The sequence below is a fragment of the Vagococcus penaei genome (assembly GCF_001998885.1).
Lineage (GTDB): Bacteria > Bacillota > Bacilli > Lactobacillales > Vagococcaceae > Vagococcus > Vagococcus penaei.
This window is the reverse complement of record NZ_CP019609.1, coordinates 1,122,833-1,138,096: the sequence shown is the minus strand read 5'-3', so window position 1 is coordinate 1,138,096 and position 15,264 is coordinate 1,122,833. Positions and strand designations below refer to the sequence as shown.

At 38.7% G+C, this 15,264-nt stretch carries 17 protein-coding genes; 16 read left to right on the top strand and 1 reads right to left on the bottom strand.

What is annotated here, in order from left to right; translation table 11 throughout:
- The first annotated feature begins 9 nt into the window (after positions 1-9).
- The 8 genes from BW732_RS05295 to BW732_RS11405 all read left to right on the top strand — a co-directional run bounded on the left by BW732_RS05295 (position 10) and on the right by BW732_RS11405 (position 6,332).
- A complete protein-coding gene (locus BW732_RS05295; RefSeq protein ID WP_077276868.1) occupies positions 10-645 on the top strand; it encodes a nitroreductase family protein in 636 nt (211 codons plus the stop codon).
- Between the two features lie 134 nt (positions 646-779).
- Positions 780-1,445, top strand: coding sequence for a DUF998 domain-containing protein (locus BW732_RS05290; RefSeq protein ID WP_077275806.1), 666 nt, complete (start codon positions 780-782; stop codon positions 1,443-1,445).
- 262 nt (positions 1,446-1,707) lie between these two features.
- Positions 1,708-2,793, top strand: coding sequence for a PTS sugar transporter subunit IIC (locus BW732_RS05285; protein ID WP_077275805.1), 1,086 nt, complete (start codon positions 1,708-1,710; stop codon positions 2,791-2,793).
- 141 nt (positions 2,794-2,934) lie between these two features.
- Positions 2,935-3,249 (top strand): rhodanese-like domain-containing protein, encoded by a 315-nt coding sequence (locus BW732_RS05280; protein WP_077275804.1) that lies wholly within the window; start codon positions 2,935-2,937, stop codon positions 3,247-3,249.
- A 3-nt stretch (positions 3,250-3,252) separates the two neighbouring features.
- On the top strand, positions 3,253-4,923 hold the full coding sequence (locus BW732_RS05275; protein WP_077275803.1) for an FAD-dependent oxidoreductase: 1,671 nt from the start codon (positions 3,253-3,255) through the stop codon (positions 4,921-4,923).
- Entirely contained in the window at positions 4,907-5,200 is a 294-nt protein-coding gene (locus BW732_RS05270) for a rhodanese-like domain-containing protein (protein WP_077275802.1), read from the top strand. The genes BW732_RS05275 and BW732_RS05270 overlap by 17 nt, the downstream gene beginning before the upstream one ends.
- 1 nt (position 5,201) lies before the next feature.
- A complete protein-coding gene (locus BW732_RS05265; protein WP_077275801.1) occupies positions 5,202-5,468 on the top strand; it encodes a metal-sensitive transcriptional regulator in 267 nt (88 codons plus the stop codon).
- A 693-nt stretch (positions 5,469-6,161) separates the two neighbouring features.
- Complete coding sequence (locus BW732_RS11405) at positions 6,162-6,332, top strand: WxL domain-containing protein (RefSeq protein ID WP_161485524.1); 171 nt, start codon at positions 6,162-6,164, stop codon at positions 6,330-6,332.
- Between the two features lie 58 nt (positions 6,333-6,390).
- On the opposite strand, the gene BW732_RS05260 is transcribed toward BW732_RS11405, so the two are convergent.
- Entirely contained in the window at positions 6,391-6,765 is a 375-nt protein-coding gene (locus tag BW732_RS05260; RefSeq protein WP_077275800.1) for a PaaI family thioesterase, read from the bottom strand.
- 131 nt (positions 6,766-6,896) lie between these two features.
- Here BW732_RS05260 and menB point away from each other — a divergent pair, with 131 nt between their 5' ends.
- The 8 genes from menB (at position 6,897) to BW732_RS05220 (ending at position 15,246) form a co-directional block, all read left to right on the top strand.
- Complete coding sequence (menB, locus tag BW732_RS05255) at positions 6,897-7,712, top strand: 1,4-dihydroxy-2-naphthoyl-CoA synthase (RefSeq protein WP_077275799.1); 816 nt, start codon at positions 6,897-6,899, stop codon at positions 7,710-7,712.
- Between the two features lie 21 nt (positions 7,713-7,733).
- A complete protein-coding gene (locus tag BW732_RS05250; protein WP_077275798.1) occupies positions 7,734-9,197 on the top strand; it encodes an o-succinylbenzoate--CoA ligase in 1,464 nt (487 codons plus the stop codon).
- On the top strand, positions 9,179-10,558 hold the full coding sequence (locus BW732_RS05245) for an isochorismate synthase (protein WP_161485523.1): 1,380 nt from the start codon (positions 9,179-9,181) through the stop codon (positions 10,556-10,558). The genes BW732_RS05250 and BW732_RS05245 overlap by 19 nt, the downstream gene beginning before the upstream one ends.
- Positions 10,555-12,276 carry a 2-succinyl-5-enolpyruvyl-6-hydroxy-3-cyclohexene-1-carboxylic-acid synthase gene (gene menD / locus BW732_RS05240; protein WP_077275796.1) on the top strand — a complete coding sequence of 574 codons (1,722 nt, stop codon included), beginning with the start codon at positions 10,555-10,557 and terminating at the stop codon, positions 12,274-12,276. The genes BW732_RS05245 and menD overlap by 4 nt, the downstream gene beginning before the upstream one ends.
- Positions 12,267-13,097 carry a 2-succinyl-6-hydroxy-2,4-cyclohexadiene-1-carboxylate synthase gene (gene menH / locus BW732_RS05235; protein WP_077275795.1) on the top strand — a complete coding sequence of 277 codons (831 nt, stop codon included), beginning with the start codon at positions 12,267-12,269 and terminating at the stop codon, positions 13,095-13,097. The genes menD and menH overlap by 10 nt, the downstream gene beginning before the upstream one ends.
- Position 13,098: 1 nt before the next feature.
- Positions 13,099-14,160 carry an o-succinylbenzoate synthase gene (gene menC, locus BW732_RS05230; RefSeq protein WP_077275794.1) on the top strand — a complete coding sequence of 354 codons (1,062 nt, stop codon included), beginning with the start codon at positions 13,099-13,101 and terminating at the stop codon, positions 14,158-14,160.
- A 421-nt stretch (positions 14,161-14,581) separates the two neighbouring features.
- Positions 14,582-14,899, top strand: coding sequence for a bacteriocin immunity protein (locus tag BW732_RS05225; RefSeq protein WP_077275793.1), 318 nt, complete (start codon positions 14,582-14,584; stop codon positions 14,897-14,899).
- Between the two features lie 17 nt (positions 14,900-14,916).
- The gene (locus tag BW732_RS05220) at positions 14,917-15,246 is read left to right on the top strand and encodes a double zinc ribbon domain-containing protein (RefSeq protein WP_077275792.1); all 330 of its coding nucleotides are present in this window, start codon (positions 14,917-14,919) and stop codon (positions 15,244-15,246) included.
- The last annotated feature ends 18 nt before the right edge of the window (positions 15,247-15,264 follow it).

Sequence of the window (15,264 nt, the reverse complement as noted above, 5' to 3'; positions counted from 1 at the left end):
GCTATTACTATGACAGAATTTAAAACAAATAACTTTTCAGATATCGTTTTTGGACGTAAATCAGTTCGAGGCTACGATTCTGAGTATAAAATCAGCCATGAAGAAATGTTAGAAATGATTGACGAGGCAGCTACAGCACCATCTTCAGTTAACTTACAGCCTTGGCGCTTTGTGATTGTTGAAAGTGATGAAGGAAAAGAAAAATTAAAGCCATTAATTCGTTTTAATACAAAACAAAATGCTGAGTCTTCAGCAATGGTCTTGATTTTTGGTGATTTACGTTGCCACGATTTAGGAGAAGAAATTTACAATCAAGCAGTGAGTGCTGGGAAAATGCCTGCTGATGTTCGTGACCAACAATTAGCAGCAATTATTCCACATTATGAAAGTTTTTCAAAAGAAAAAATGAATGACGTTGTTAAAATTGATGCTAGTCTAATGGCAATGCAATTCATGTTGGTTGCTCGTGCTCACGGATATGAAACAAATCCAATTGGTGGGTTTGAGGATGATTTACTGGCGGAAGCTTTTGGTTTAGATAAAGAACGTTATGTGCCAGTAATGATTGTATCTATTGGTAAAGCGACAGAGCCAGGATATGCTTCCGTACGTTTACCTGGTGATCGTATTACATCTTTTGCTTAAATGATATATAAAATGTTAACTTGTGGCTATCTGATTATGATAGCTACAAGTTTTTTTGTGTGAGGTTTTGTTGATAATGTATTCTAAAAAGTTTATGATTAAACTAGGTATTTTTATGGAGACGAGGTGTTTATGTGCAATTTTTCCGTAAATATGGTTTTTATTTAATGATTACTGCGGTAATCAGTGAAATTGTTGGTCCATTGGTTTTTGGGTTATTTTATCAGGATTACAACCATACGACAATGTTGATTAGCAGTTTTGGTGAGGACAAAAGTCCCGTCAAACTGGTATTTGATTGGTGGCAAATTATTGATGGTCTGCTATTTATTTTTGCAATCCCAGCTTTTTATCAACGCTTTAAAGGGACATCACTATGGTTAACACGGGGAATGTGTTTCATGATTTTTCTTTATGCTGTAGGTGATTGTGTAATGACTGGTATTTTTAGTAAAACAGGTCACGCAGAACCGACCACGATTGATATAATTCATAATTATGCATCTGGAATTGGTTTTGGTGCGTTTTTAGTCGGGACAATCTTTTTAGTCTGTCTTTATTATCTAGAACGTAAAAAAGAAATTTTATTTGTCTTGGTCTTAGTACTGATGTTATCAATTGGGAGTATGTTCATTTATATGTTACCCAATTTCCCGTTAAACATTTCCGATGCTTCTATGAGTGAGACACGTGGTTTATGGCAACGTCTTAACTTGATTTTCTTGTATCTACCATTCTTTTTAGTAGCTGTTGGACAATATTATCAACCTAAATGGTTAATGAATAAATCATTATTTTAGCTACAATGTCAGTTTAACTGGCATTTTTTTTATGTTAAACTATGACAATATCATAAGTACTAAATAAGTTTTTTTAAGCTTAACAATACTAGTCATTTATTTTTTTCGTTAACAGTGTCATAATCCTTATAAAATAGCATTTTTTTCATTAAAAATAATTCATAAAAAAAGAAATTTTTTCATTTTAGATTAATTTGTTAGTGGGGAAAATATATGATGTAGTGGATTTAAGCTTAGACTAACTTTTTTAAATAAATTTATTTTGGGGGAATTACAAGATGTACGAAAAGGTAACAGCAAAAGTTTTTTTAATCGTGTCCTAGCAGGTACGGCTACAGGTATTATTGTTGGATTGATTCCTAATGCAGTTTTGGCAGCGATTTTAAATTTATTTGGGGATCACCCCGTCGCAGCATTTATCACACAAAGTGTCGTTATTTTCCAAGTTGCGACACCATTATTAATTGGTGCACTGATTGCTTTACAATTTAAATTTGCACCTTTAGATATGGCGATTGTCGCTGGAGCAGCTTATGTTGGATCAGGGGTGACACGCTTTAATTCACTAGCAGTTAATCCTGTGACCGATGTTCAAGGAATGTATATTTCAGCAGGTACTGGTGATTTAATTAATACGATGATTACTGCTAGTCTAGCAGTGCTATTAACTTATTGGATTGGCGAGCGATTAGGTTCAGTGAAAATTGTCTTAGCACCAATTATAATCGGTGGTGGTAGTGGTGCCATAGGTATGTTGACCTTACCTTATGTATCGGGAATCACCACAGCGATTGGGGCAATGATTAATTCATTTACATCATTACAACCAATTTTAATGAGTGCGTTAATTGCCTGTTTCTTTGCAATTTTGATTATCTCACCAATCTCAACAGTGGCAATTGGGTTAGCGATTCAATTAAATGGTGTATCAGCAGGTGCTGCCGCAATGGGTGTTGCAGCAACAACGGTTGTATTAGTGGTCCATTCTTGGAAAACTAATAAATCTGGTGTGACGATTGCCATTGCCTTAGGTGCAATGAAAATGATGATGCCTAATCTATTTAAGTATCCGATTATTCTTTTACCAGCTTTAGTGACTGCAATCGTCTCATCGATTCCTGTCGCATTACTTCAAGTTTCCGGTACACCAAGTTCAGCTGGCTTTGGTCTTGTTGGTCTAGTAGGCCCACTACGTTCAATGGATGTAGGAGACGCAAGTATTAGTCTTATTACAGCTTTCATCGTCTGGTTTGTGATTCCAATTGCGACAGCATTAGTAACACGTTTTGTCTTTGGACATGTATTAAAATGGTATGATGAAAAGAAAGTCTTTGCTTATCAAGGATAGCGCGTTAGTTAAAAGTTTTCTCTAGAGAGTAGTATCTAGAGAAAACTTTTTTTGTTTTTTGTAAGCAACTGTTTTGACCATTGACTAATAATAGGTTAATATACCCCTATAGGTATATTAAATAATTAAAGGAGAACAACTATGTTTGGCTTATTTCAAAGGATTCCTAGTATTACAACAAATGAACTTGCCAATAAATTAACGAAACAAACACTATTATTGGACGTTCGTACTGCAGCAGAGTTTCAAAATGGACATATCCCTCAAGCGAAAAATGTGCCATTAAATCGCATTGGGTCTTATGAGCCTAAGAGTAGTGGTCCAGTTTATGTGATATGTCAGTCAGGTATGCGAAGTAAAAAAGCGAGTAAGGTATTAAAAAATAAAGGATTCGATGTCATCAATGTTCGTGGCGGAATGAGCCATTGGGCTGGTACAACAAAGAGAGGAAGATAATCAATGGGACAAAAAGTATTAATTATAGGTGGAGTAGCTGGTGGTATGTCAGCAGCTACGCGATTACGACGTTTAGATGAAACGGCTGAAGTGATTATTATTGAAAAAGGGCCTTATGTATCATTTGCCAACTGTGGCTTACCCTACTACGTATCGGGAGAAATTAGTGAGCGTAGTGATTTATTAGTTCAGACACCAGAATCATTAAAGAGTCGTTTTAATTTAGATGTTCGACCAAATCATGAAGTCATTGCAATCAATCCGGAAAAGAAAACAGTAACCATTAAACATGGAGCAACCGAATTTGATGAAACGTATGACAAATTAATTTTATCACCAGGAGCTAAACCGTTTATTCCACCGATTAAAGGATTGAATGAAGCGAAAGATGTTTTTAGTTTACGTAATGTACCAGATTTGGATCAAATTATGACATCACTTGAAGCAAATAAACCCAAACAAGCAGTTGTCATTGGAGCAGGCTTTATTGGATTAGAAATGGCAGAGAATTTACAAAAACTTGGTATGACAGTAACGATTATTGAGAAAGCGCCACATGTCTTGCCACCACTTGATGAAGATATGGCAATTTTTGTTCAACAAGAGTTAGAACGCAATCATGTAAAAGTAATTACAGGTCAATCGGCAGCTGAATTTAGAGATGCTGGTAAGACAATTGTCTTAGAAGACGGGTCAACGATTGCAACTGATTTAACGATTTTATCAGTTGGGGTACAACCAGAGAGTAGTCTAGCTCAGGCAGCTGGTGTTGAATTAGGTATGCGTGGTGGTATTTTAGTCGATGAGTACTACCAAACAAGCGTCCCTGATATTTATGCTGTAGGGGATGCGATTATCGTTAACCAACAAATTACCGATACTGAAGCGATGATTGCCTTGGCTTCACCAGCAAATCGTCAAGGTCGCCAAGTAGCAGATATTATTGCCGGACAACAACGATTAAATAAAGGGAGTATCGGGACAGCAATTGTTCGAGTCTTTGACTTAAGTGCTGCTTCAACCGGATTAAGTGAACGTGTGGCTCGTCAATCTGGTCTAGATGTTGAAGTGATTCACATTTTTGGCAAGAGTCATGCTGGCTACTATCCAGGTGCGACACAATTAGTTTTAAAAGTTATTTTCAATCCGACAACAGGTAAGATCTATGGTGCGCAAAGTGTGGGCGAAAAGGGCGTCGACAAGCGCATCGATATTATTGCGACAGCGACTAAAGGTGACCTAACGATGTTCGACTTACCAGAACTAGAATTTACGTATGCCCCACCATTCGGTTCAGCTAAAGATCCAGTGAATATGAGCGGTTATGCTGCGATTAACTTAATAGAAGGTGTCAGTGATTCTATTCAATGGCATGAATTATCTGGAAAGTTAGCCGAAGGAGCGGTATTATTAGATGTACGAACAGATGATGAATTAAAACAAGGGCGCTTTAAGGACGCAATCCATATTCCATTGAATGATTTACGGCAACGTGCGTCGGAATTAGATAAAAATCAAGCCTATATTATTAGTTGTCATAGTGGACAACGTAGCTATATTGGGGAAAGATTATTAAAACAATTAGGATATAATGTAACAAACTTAGATGGGGGATTTGCTTTATATCATGTTGTTAAAGCAGAGGAGATCGTAAGAGATGGCAGCAATCAGTAATGAAGAGTTTCAACAATTAATGACTGAAGGAAAAGTTCAAGCACTTGACGTTCGTGAAGTCGATGAGTATCAAATGGGTCATATTCCAGAGGTACCTAACTTACCTCTTAGTGTGCTAACGCAACGGATGGGTGAGTTGTCAAAAGAGGAAACGTATTATTTAGTGTGTCAATCAGGGGGACGCTCAGCAATGGCTGGCGAATTACTAGCAATGCAAGGTTACAAAGCAATTAACGTCGCTGGTGGAATGATGAGTTGGAAAGGAGCAATCTGTTAAGATGGAGCAAAAACCATGCAATAAGCAATTAATTAATCGTTTAAAACGTGCAGAAGGTCAAGTTCGAGGCATTCAAAAAATGATTGAAGAAGAAAAGGGCTGTATGGATGTTGTGACACAGTTAAGTGCCGTTCGGTCGAGTATTGACCGAATTATGGGCATGGTTGTTGCAGAAAATCTGACACAGTGCTTTGAGCATCCTTTAGAAGATGAGCAAGCCCAACTTGAGAGAGTTCAGCAAGCCATCAATATGATTATTAAAAAATAGGCAAAAAAAATGATTGTTTGCTACAATTAAATAACGTTTTAGTTAGTTTGCGCTTTCTTAGAGCAGAAATGCTATAAAGATAGTATTAAGTAATTGGAGAAGGAGTTATGTATGCGTGAAAAATACTAATGGGTATTTTCTTGAGTTATTTTTAAATAATAAAGGGAGAAATATTGTCAACAAACACTATTGAATTACCTTATATTTCGGAACGTAAAGAAAAATGGCTGGATTCACTTTCTAGAACCGTTCATCAATAAAATACTTTTTCATTGATGGAAGAAACCAGTGAAACTAAGTTAAATTTGAAAAAAACATCAGCTGAAATTAAGCATAATTTAACTTAAATGCTACTGTCTCTGTTATTCCCATTTTTAAAGTATCTGTTTCTGTTGAGCAACGGGGATTTTTCTAATAAACAACAGTCAGATACAGTTCTATATGATCCATCCAGACCAAAATAGGAACTGGTCTTTGAAAATATCGTGTATTAGAATGGAGAGCCTGTTCATGTAGTAATGCCACGTCTCTGCGACAAGACCAAGTGAACTTTTAATTGCCGATATGTTGACTTGGAGAGCGAGGTTAATTTTCAAGTGAAGCGGAATGATGAGGCCTATTCAAAAACTCCGACAGACTTGAATACGACGGTAAGAGACTGTCGTCCGACTGTTGCAATACCATGGGAGATTTTTGTTTCAGCAACGCCATTTACGCAGTCACCAACAAAATGCCAATCGAGGAGATTATTCATTTAATCTCAATCAACAAAATGACATTCAGTTGAAGGTGAACTCTAATCAAGGGCTTGCTGGAGAAAAATATCAATCAGTGATTACGTTCAATCTAACGGATGCCAAATAAATAATTATCAAACAACAGGGACGTCACTCGGTAGCTAGAGTAACGTCCCTATTTATTATTATTTTTTAGTTGAGATACGAGTTAGTGTGCAACGACCAATACTAGTCAATTCATGACGGTCATTATAAATGCTAGCTTCCCAGACCTGCAAAGTCCGACCGATATGATTCGGTTTGGCAATACAAGTGACGATGCCGGATGTAACTGCTTTAAGATGATTGACTTGTAAATCAACGCCAACAGCATGGGTATTTGGCTCAGTTAGTTGTTGATTGGCTCCCAAGCTACAAGCTGTTTCAATTAGGACAGCGTTTAGGCCGCCGTGAAGGACGCCAAAGGGTTGTTGGTGTTGTTTGGTAACAGGCATTGTTAAAATAACTTGTTCGGGTGTGACAGATTTAGTAGTGATGGCAAGATGTTCGAGTAATGACATATAGCACGCTCCTTTATGTTTTCGTTGGCTTGATTATAGCATGTGTGAGAGACTCACAAACAATTTACACCCTAAATGGTCTAACTTTGTGTATAATGAAACAGTTAGAAAGTATAAGGAGGTCTCTTACAGTGAGAGAATGGCAAACAGTCAAAACATATGAAGAAATATTATTTGAACAAGAAGGTAAAGTTGCAAAAATTACGATTAATCGTCCTCATGTTCGGAACGCGTTTACCCCTAAGACCGTTTTTGAGATGATTGATGCGTTTAATATTTGTCGTGACCGTGAAGATGTTGGCGTGATTATTTTAACCGGTGCTGGTGATTTAGCATTCTGTTCTGGTGGTGACCAAAAAGTTCGTGGAAACGGTGGTTATGTTGGTTCTGACAATATTCCTCGTTTAAATGTTCTAGATTTACAACGCTTAATTCGTGTGATGCCAAAACCTGTTATCGCAATGGTTAAAGGGTACTCAATTGGTGGTGGTAATGTCTTGCAGTTAGTATGTGATATTACAATTGCAGCCGATAATGCAATTTTCGGTCAAACAGGACCTAAAGTTGGTAGCTTTGATGGTGGTTATGGTTCTGGTTATTTAGCACGTGTGGTGGGTCATAAAAAAGCGAAAGAAGTCTGGTTTATGTGCCGTCAGTATACAGCTCAAGAAGCATTAGACATGGGTTGGATTAACACGGTGGTCCCATTAGCAGATGTCGAAGAAGAAACGATGGCATGGGCACATCAAATGTTACAACACAGTCCATTAGCTTTACGTATGATTAAAGCCTCAATGAATGCTGATACAGATGGTTTAGCTGGTATCCAACAACTTGCTGGTGATGCAACATTATTGTATTACACAATGGAAGAAGCTCAAGAAGGGCGCGATTCATTTAAAGAAAAACGCGAACCGGATTTTGATCAATTTCCTAAATTCCCTTAAACAATCTGGAGGTCAGAAAAGATGAATTGGTTAGTGAAACAAATCAACGAACGTCCCAATCATCCGGCCTTATATGTTGACGATACGGTGTGGACGTTTGCGGCTATTGGTCGCAACGTACAACAGTGGATGGGCTATTTTTCAACAATCGTACCAGAAACTACCAAGCGTGTGGCTGTCTTAAGCCATAATTCAAGTGCCCATTACTTTACAATTGTGGCACTATGGTCATTAGGCAAAGAAGTTGTCTGCTTGAATACCCATCTACAACCAGAGGAGCTTGAGTATCAGTTAGATGATGCTCAAGTCTCTTTTGTCATTGTGGATGAATTTAGTCAAAAAAAGCTCACTCAATTAACCGGTTTAATGGTGATTCCAATGAGTTTACCACAGAAACATTTTTCAGATAGTCCGTGGCAAGATATGGGTCTGGATGATGTTGCGACAATTATGTACACATCAGGAACAACCGGACGTCCAAAAGGTGTTGTCCAACGCTTTGCTCAACATTTAGCGAGTGCTAAGGGGACCGCGCAGAATGTTTCTATTACAGCAGATGACTGTTGGTTATGTGCAGTGCCATTATTTCATATTAGTGGCCTGTCATTGATTTGTCGTCAACTGATATTAGGGTGCAGTATTCGTTTATACCGTAAATTCTCTGCGACTGAAGTGACTCGTGATTTAGTAGCCGGTAAGGGTAGTGTGATGTCGGTTGTGACTCTAATGCTTAATGACTTGTTAAAGGCTTATCCACCTACGGGCTATCATGATTGTTTTCGGTTCTTCTTATTAGGTGGTGGCCCTGTCAGTGTGGCGACGCTTGAGACATGTCAAAAGCTAGAATTACCGGTTATTCAGTCTTACGGAATGACAGAAACGTGTTCGCAAGTCGTAGCCCTTTCTTTTGCAGATGCCCTAACGCATTTAGGGTCTGTGGGAAAACCGTTAGCTAATATGGTAATCAAAATAGTTGATGCATTAAATCAAGAAGTTCCAGCCTTAGTTACCGGTGAAATTTGGTTAAAAGGTCCTAATATCGTCACGAATTATTTGCATGATACAACATGGCATGATACTAAATGGACGACTGATGGTTGGTTTCGCACAGGGGATATGGGGTATTTAACGGAAGATGGTTATTTATATTTGGTGAGTCGTTTAAGTGAGCTAATTATTTCTGGAGGGGAAAATGTTTACCCAACAGAAGTCGAGCAAGTTTTGCAACAGATATCTAGTGTACAAGAGGTTGCAGTTGTTGGTGAGTCACATCCTAAATGGGGAGCTGTACCGGTTGCTTATATTGTTGGGCATTTGACTAAAGCTGAGATGGAAGATTATTTAAGTTCACGCCTCGCCAAATACAAATGGCCCGTGGCAATTTATCGGTGTCACAACTTACCCCGAACAGCAAGTGGCAAGTTAGCAAAGCATCGGTTATTAACGAAAGAGAGAGACGAATATTTATGGAAGTCACAGAATTAGATAAAGTGAAGGCTTTGTTAGAGGATGGTCAAGATTATGTTAGCTTAGTTGTTTCAGAGTCTAAACAAAGTCTTACTCCATTGGCATATTTTCAAGGTAGTGACACGCATAACATACCTGAGCGTTGGTATTTTGAAACACCAGACCGCCAGTCAGCTTACGCAGGATTTGGGTCAGTTAAGACTTTGACGGGAGGTGACGCACAGGCTGATGCAATCCGTTTATGGGGCCAAAAACAGCGTGTAGTGACGATTCCTATTGAGCATCAGCCGGTCGCTATGCCACAACTAGTTGGTGCATTATCATTTATGCCATATGCTGAAGAAGATGAGATTTGGGGTGAACTTAGTCGCGGTTATTTCTTTGTTCCGAGCATTCAAGTGATGCAATTAGCTGATAAGCTAATCAACGTGATTAATTTTTCTCAAGAAGATAAACTATCTTTAGACCAAGTAGCTCAAGAACGATTAGCCTTGTTACACAAGCTAGAGCAAACCGCACAACATTTTGTTAATCAAACAGTGACTGTGATTAATGAGCGTGAAGTTGGCGTCACAGATTGGTTAGAGTTAGTTGAGCGTGGTGTTTCAACGATTAAGAGTCATGAGGGGTTAGACAAAGTCGTTGTAGCTAGGACGCTAGAACTGGAAACAGCCGAGATACTATCAATACCAACAGTGGTAACGCAACTGAGAGAGCAACAGCCGAATATTTATGTCTTTGCTTTAACTTATGGAACTAAAGGATTTGTTGGTGCGACTCCGGAACGTTTATTAAAAGCGACAGATGAGACCTTTATGACTGCAAGTGTTGCTGGTTCAACGCCTCGGGGAGTGACACAAGAAGAAGATAGTCGTTTAGGTCAACAGTTGTTAAATGATATGAAAAATCGCGGAGAACACCGAATTGTTGTTGATCGAATTGTCGCAGATTTAGAAAACTTGTCAGGGACGCCAATCCAATTAGCTAAGCCAAGTCTTTTGAAAAATCGAGATATTCAGCACTTATTCTTGCCCATTGAAGCGAGTCGAGCGACTGATACCTCTTTACTTGATGGGATTATCGCTTTGCATCCAACTCCAGCATTGGGTGGCGAGCCGAAAGATAAGGCTCTGGCTTTCTTAGCTCAATATGAACCGTTTCAGCGGGGGTTGTATGGGGCACCAATCGGTTGGTATGGTCTAGGACAAGATATTGGCGAATTTGTCGTCGGTATTCGCTCAGCACTAATTGATGGGGAAAAAAGTGTCCTCTATGCTGGCTGTGGTATTGTCGCAGAATCAGAACCAGAACTAGAACGTCAAGAGACACGCGTGAAGTTTCAACCAATGCGCCGAGGAATAGGAGGAATGGAACAATGAGTTATCAAGAACAATTGACCGATTTTTTACGGTCAGCCATCAATGGGTTATTAAATCGTGGCGTGAATCAAGTGGTAATTAGTCCAGGTTCTCGGTCAACCCCATTAGCATTATTGCTACACCAATCCGAAGACATTGAGACTTTTATTGGTGTGGATGAACGCTCATCAGCCTTTTTAGCATTAGGCTTAAGTAAATCAAGTCAACAGCCAGTTGCCTTACTTTGTACATCGGGGACAGCCGCAGCTAATTACTATCCAGCTATTTGTGAAGCTATGGCTAGTCATGTTCCATTAATTGTTTTAACTACTGATCGTCCACATGAGTTACGGCATGTCGGGGCACCGCAAACGATGAATCAAACTGATTTATTTGGTGAGCACACAAAGGCATTTATTGATATGAGTTTGCCAGATAATACGGAAGTTATGTTGGACTATGCTTTTTGGCAAGTTGCGCGTTTGACAGATGTTGCGATGCAATTACCTAAGGGGCCTGTGCAAATTAATTTCCCTTTACGTGAACCATTGTTACCTGATTTAGAGCGTCAACCGGTCCCTATGCCTAACTTAGCAGTTATTGGTGGTGAAGCAATTTTGAGTGATGCGACGATTTCCGATATTTGCGACCAGTTGCAAAGTAAAAAAGGTGTCATTGTTGTCGGGGGTGAGAAGACACTGAGCGCAGCAGCGGAACTAGTCGCATTAGCTGATGCGTTGCAGTGGCCCATCATTGGAGATCCACTAACTAATTTAGTGAGTTGTGGTCATGTTAGTGACTGTATCATGAGTCATAGCGATTTGTTTATTCCATATGTCACACAGAGTAAGCCAGAGGTTGTTTTACGTTTTGGTAAGTTACCAATCTCAAAAGAAGTCATGTTATGGTTGGATCAACTGACTTTAGTTGATACACCAATGTATTTAGTCGATGAACTAGGTGGCTGGGAAGACCAATTAAAACGGAGTCAGGTAATTATTCAAGCATCTGAACAGTGGTTTGTCCAAAAACTTTTGGCAACAACACTTGTTCCAACAGACACTAACTGGTTAGCAGAATGGAAGAATTGGCAAAAGGTAACAAAAACGGTTATTGCTGAGCATGCTATTGCAACAGATTTAACAGAACCTGCCGTTGCCCTGACGATTCATGAGACTATGGCCGATTTTGGTCAGCTTTTTGTCTCAAATAGTATGGCGATTCGTCATCTTGACCGTTTTACGTCTCCAAGAGAACAAGCCTATAAAATTTTTGGTAATCGAGGGGTCAATGGCATTGATGGTGTCGTATCGACTGCTATGGGAATGGCACTCATGAATCCTAATCATAGTAATTTGTTATTAATTGGTGACTTGGCAATGTACCATGATATGAATGGATTAATGTGGGCGAAACATTATTCAATTCCTTTAACGATTGTCTTAGTTAATAATAATGGCGGTGGTATTTTTTCTTATCTATCCCAACAATCATTGACAGAAGAAGAATTTGAACCATTATTTGGGACACCCATTGATTTGGATGGCCGGACAATGGCTCAATTATATGGGGCTGATTATCAAGAAGCAACGACAGTGACAGAGTTGCGTGACATGTTGACACTAGCCAATGCAACTCCAGGATTTCGAGTTATCGAAGTCAAAACTAGTCGACCACATAATGTTTTAGCTTTTAATCATGTGAAAGAAGCAATTAAAGAGGCAGTCACATGCAGTTAGTCGTTGATGACGTTAGCTATCATGCTAAGTGGTTGACATCTTACAAGCATCAGCAACCAACGTTAGTCTGTTTACATGGTTTTACTAGTACGCATCAAACGTTTGCTTTTTTGACTCAATCTGCCGAGATGGCAGGTTATAATCTTCTAGCATTTGATTTAATTGGTCATGGTAAGAGTGATTCACCGGCTATGGCAGCTCCATATACTTATCAAATGGTTTTAAAAGTTATCGCTCAATTACTTGATCAGTTAGGTTTAGCACAGGTCGCTATTTTAGGTTATTCGATGGGAGCGCGTGTGGCGATAGGTTTTACCATTAGCTACCCAGAACGTGTCAGTCGGCTAATCATCGAAAGTGGCACACCAGGATTGAAGACATCAACTGAACGACAAACAAGACGTCAAAGTGACGAACGTTTAGCTGAACGGATTTTGACAGAAGGGGTTCCTGCTTTTGTGGATTTTTGGGGAAATTTACCGCTATTTGATACGCAAAAAAACTTGCCTAAAAGGGTTCGTGACCGTGTACGTTTAGAGCGTTTAAGTCAGTCAGCTCAAGGTCTAGCTAATAGTTTACGTTTTATGGGGACTGGTAGTATGCCTAACTATTGGCCCCGATTAGCCAGCCTAAAAATAGTGCCAGTTGCGATTATTGTTGGCGAACGAGACACGAAATTTTGTAGAATTGCTGATGCCATCCATCACCAACTACCAACTAGTCAAATCATCTGTGTTCCAGATGCCGGTCATTGCGTTCATTTAGAACGACCTGACCAAATTGCGTATCTGGTGACTCAGTTAATGGAGGGAATAGTTTAGCATGAAAATTGAACAAATAACGATCAAATCAGTTGCATTACCATTTGTAACACCTATTCAAACGAGTTATGGTTGTTTAACCCATAAATATGCGGACATTATCATTATTACAGACGAATTAGGAAATCAAGGGTACGGGGAATTAACAGCGCTTGATGAACCGACCTATATTGAAGAAACTTTAGCAACAGAGCGAATAATCAGCCAACAATTTTTGCAACCACTATTACAAGGAGTGATCCTTGACCATCCAGAGCAGGTAAGTGACCTATTCGCTCCGGTTAAAGGGCATTATATGGCTAAAGCAAGCTTAGAGATGGCAGTATGGGATCTTTATGCGAAACGCCATGAAAAGCGTCTAATGGACTTAATAGGTGGTACTAAAGAGCAAATCCCTGTTGGCATTAGTCTAGGTATGGAAAGAGAGTTGCCAAATCTTTTGGCGCGTGTGGCTGACTATCAGTATCAAGGTTACCAACGTATCAAATTAAAAGTTAATCCACAGTGGGATATCGTACCAGTTAAAGCTATTCGTGACGCTTTTCCTGATTTACCTTTAATGGTGGATGCTAACTCAAGTTATCGCTTAGAACATCTCACACAACTACAGACATTAGCAGACTTAGGGGTAGTTATGATTGAGCAGCCATTCGGTACGTATGACTTTCTCGACCATGCCGTACTACAACGGCAAATCAATACACGGATTTGTTTGGATGAAAATATCCGTCAAGTAGCAGATTGTCAGTTAGCTTACGAACTAGGAAGTTGTCAAAGTATTAATTTGAAATTACCACGTGTGGGAGGTATTACTGAGGCTTTGAAGATTATCAAATTTTGTCATAATCATGATATGTTAGTTTGGATAGGTGGTATGTATGAAACGGGTATTGGTCGTGCGTTTAATCTTCAATTTTCATCACAATCAGGGTTACCATTTCCAGGTGATCTAGCAACGAGTGCACATTATTTTAAGCAAGATATTATTAATGAGGAATTCACTCTGACGGATGGGTTCATGGAGGTACCAATTACTAATGGAATAGGTGTCACACTTAAATAAATTTTTTTCCTTTGCCAATTTTAACGAGCAAAGGCTTTTTATTTTTATTAACTATCTCAAAACAGTAGTTAGCTTCAGGGCTTAATAAAGAGTCTTTTTTTAATATTGTACTTTAAATTAGCAGAATAATTGGAGAATCGATTGTTTTTAGTTACGGGAATAGGTAAAATAAACGGTAATAGAAAAAAACTCCTGACCATTCTAGTGGTCAGGAGCAAAAAGGAGTTGCTTTATTTACTTTGGAGGAGTAAATAAAATGAAAAAGTTTGTTAGGGTTGTTTGTTGGTATATTTAAATAATAGCATTAAAATGTGAAAAAAATGTGAATTTATTCTGTTTAAAAAGTGAAAACAGTACAATTTATGTAATAAGTAATCTGTTAGAATTGTTTAATAGACTTAAAAACGGAAGGTGAATAAAATTGTTTGCCCAAAAAAAGCCCCAATTAACGATTCAGATGCTTAAACAACTCAACATTGTTTGTGAAGATCCAGAAATGCAATCTTATCAAAAAATTTTAGGCTATTTAACTCAAGCACGTCAGCAGCTACAGACGGCTAGCCATCCTCAAGCGTTAGCTAGTCAACTATGTCGGCAACTGGAATATGAATTGTGGGAAGATGGGAAAGTGCCAGAATCCTTAATTACTTTGTATTATCAGATGATGCACCACTGTAAAACGTATCGTGCGGTTGGTATATCAGCCTTATTAACGCCTTTTTGGTTTCGAGGATTGTAAGGAAGAGGTGAGGATTGATGTATTGTCGACAATGTGGCAATAAAAATGGTCGAACAACTACTTTTTGTATTAATTGTGGTAATGTATTAGTGTCAATAGCTAGTCAAGAAGAGAGCGCAACTTTTTATCGTTGCCCTTATTGTAAAAAACAAACGGCTACTCAGGATCCATTTTGCGAAGGGTGTGGTTATAATTTTACGACAAGAAAGCCAGCAACAAAGCGACAACAAAAGTATTTACGACCAGAAACGAGACGGCTGAAATCTAATTTAATGTTGCTTTTCAACCTATGTTTACTTGTTTTAATAGTATTGTTTGTTATTGTTTATGCGTCATTTGGTCGATAATGGTCTGGCGTTAGCTAA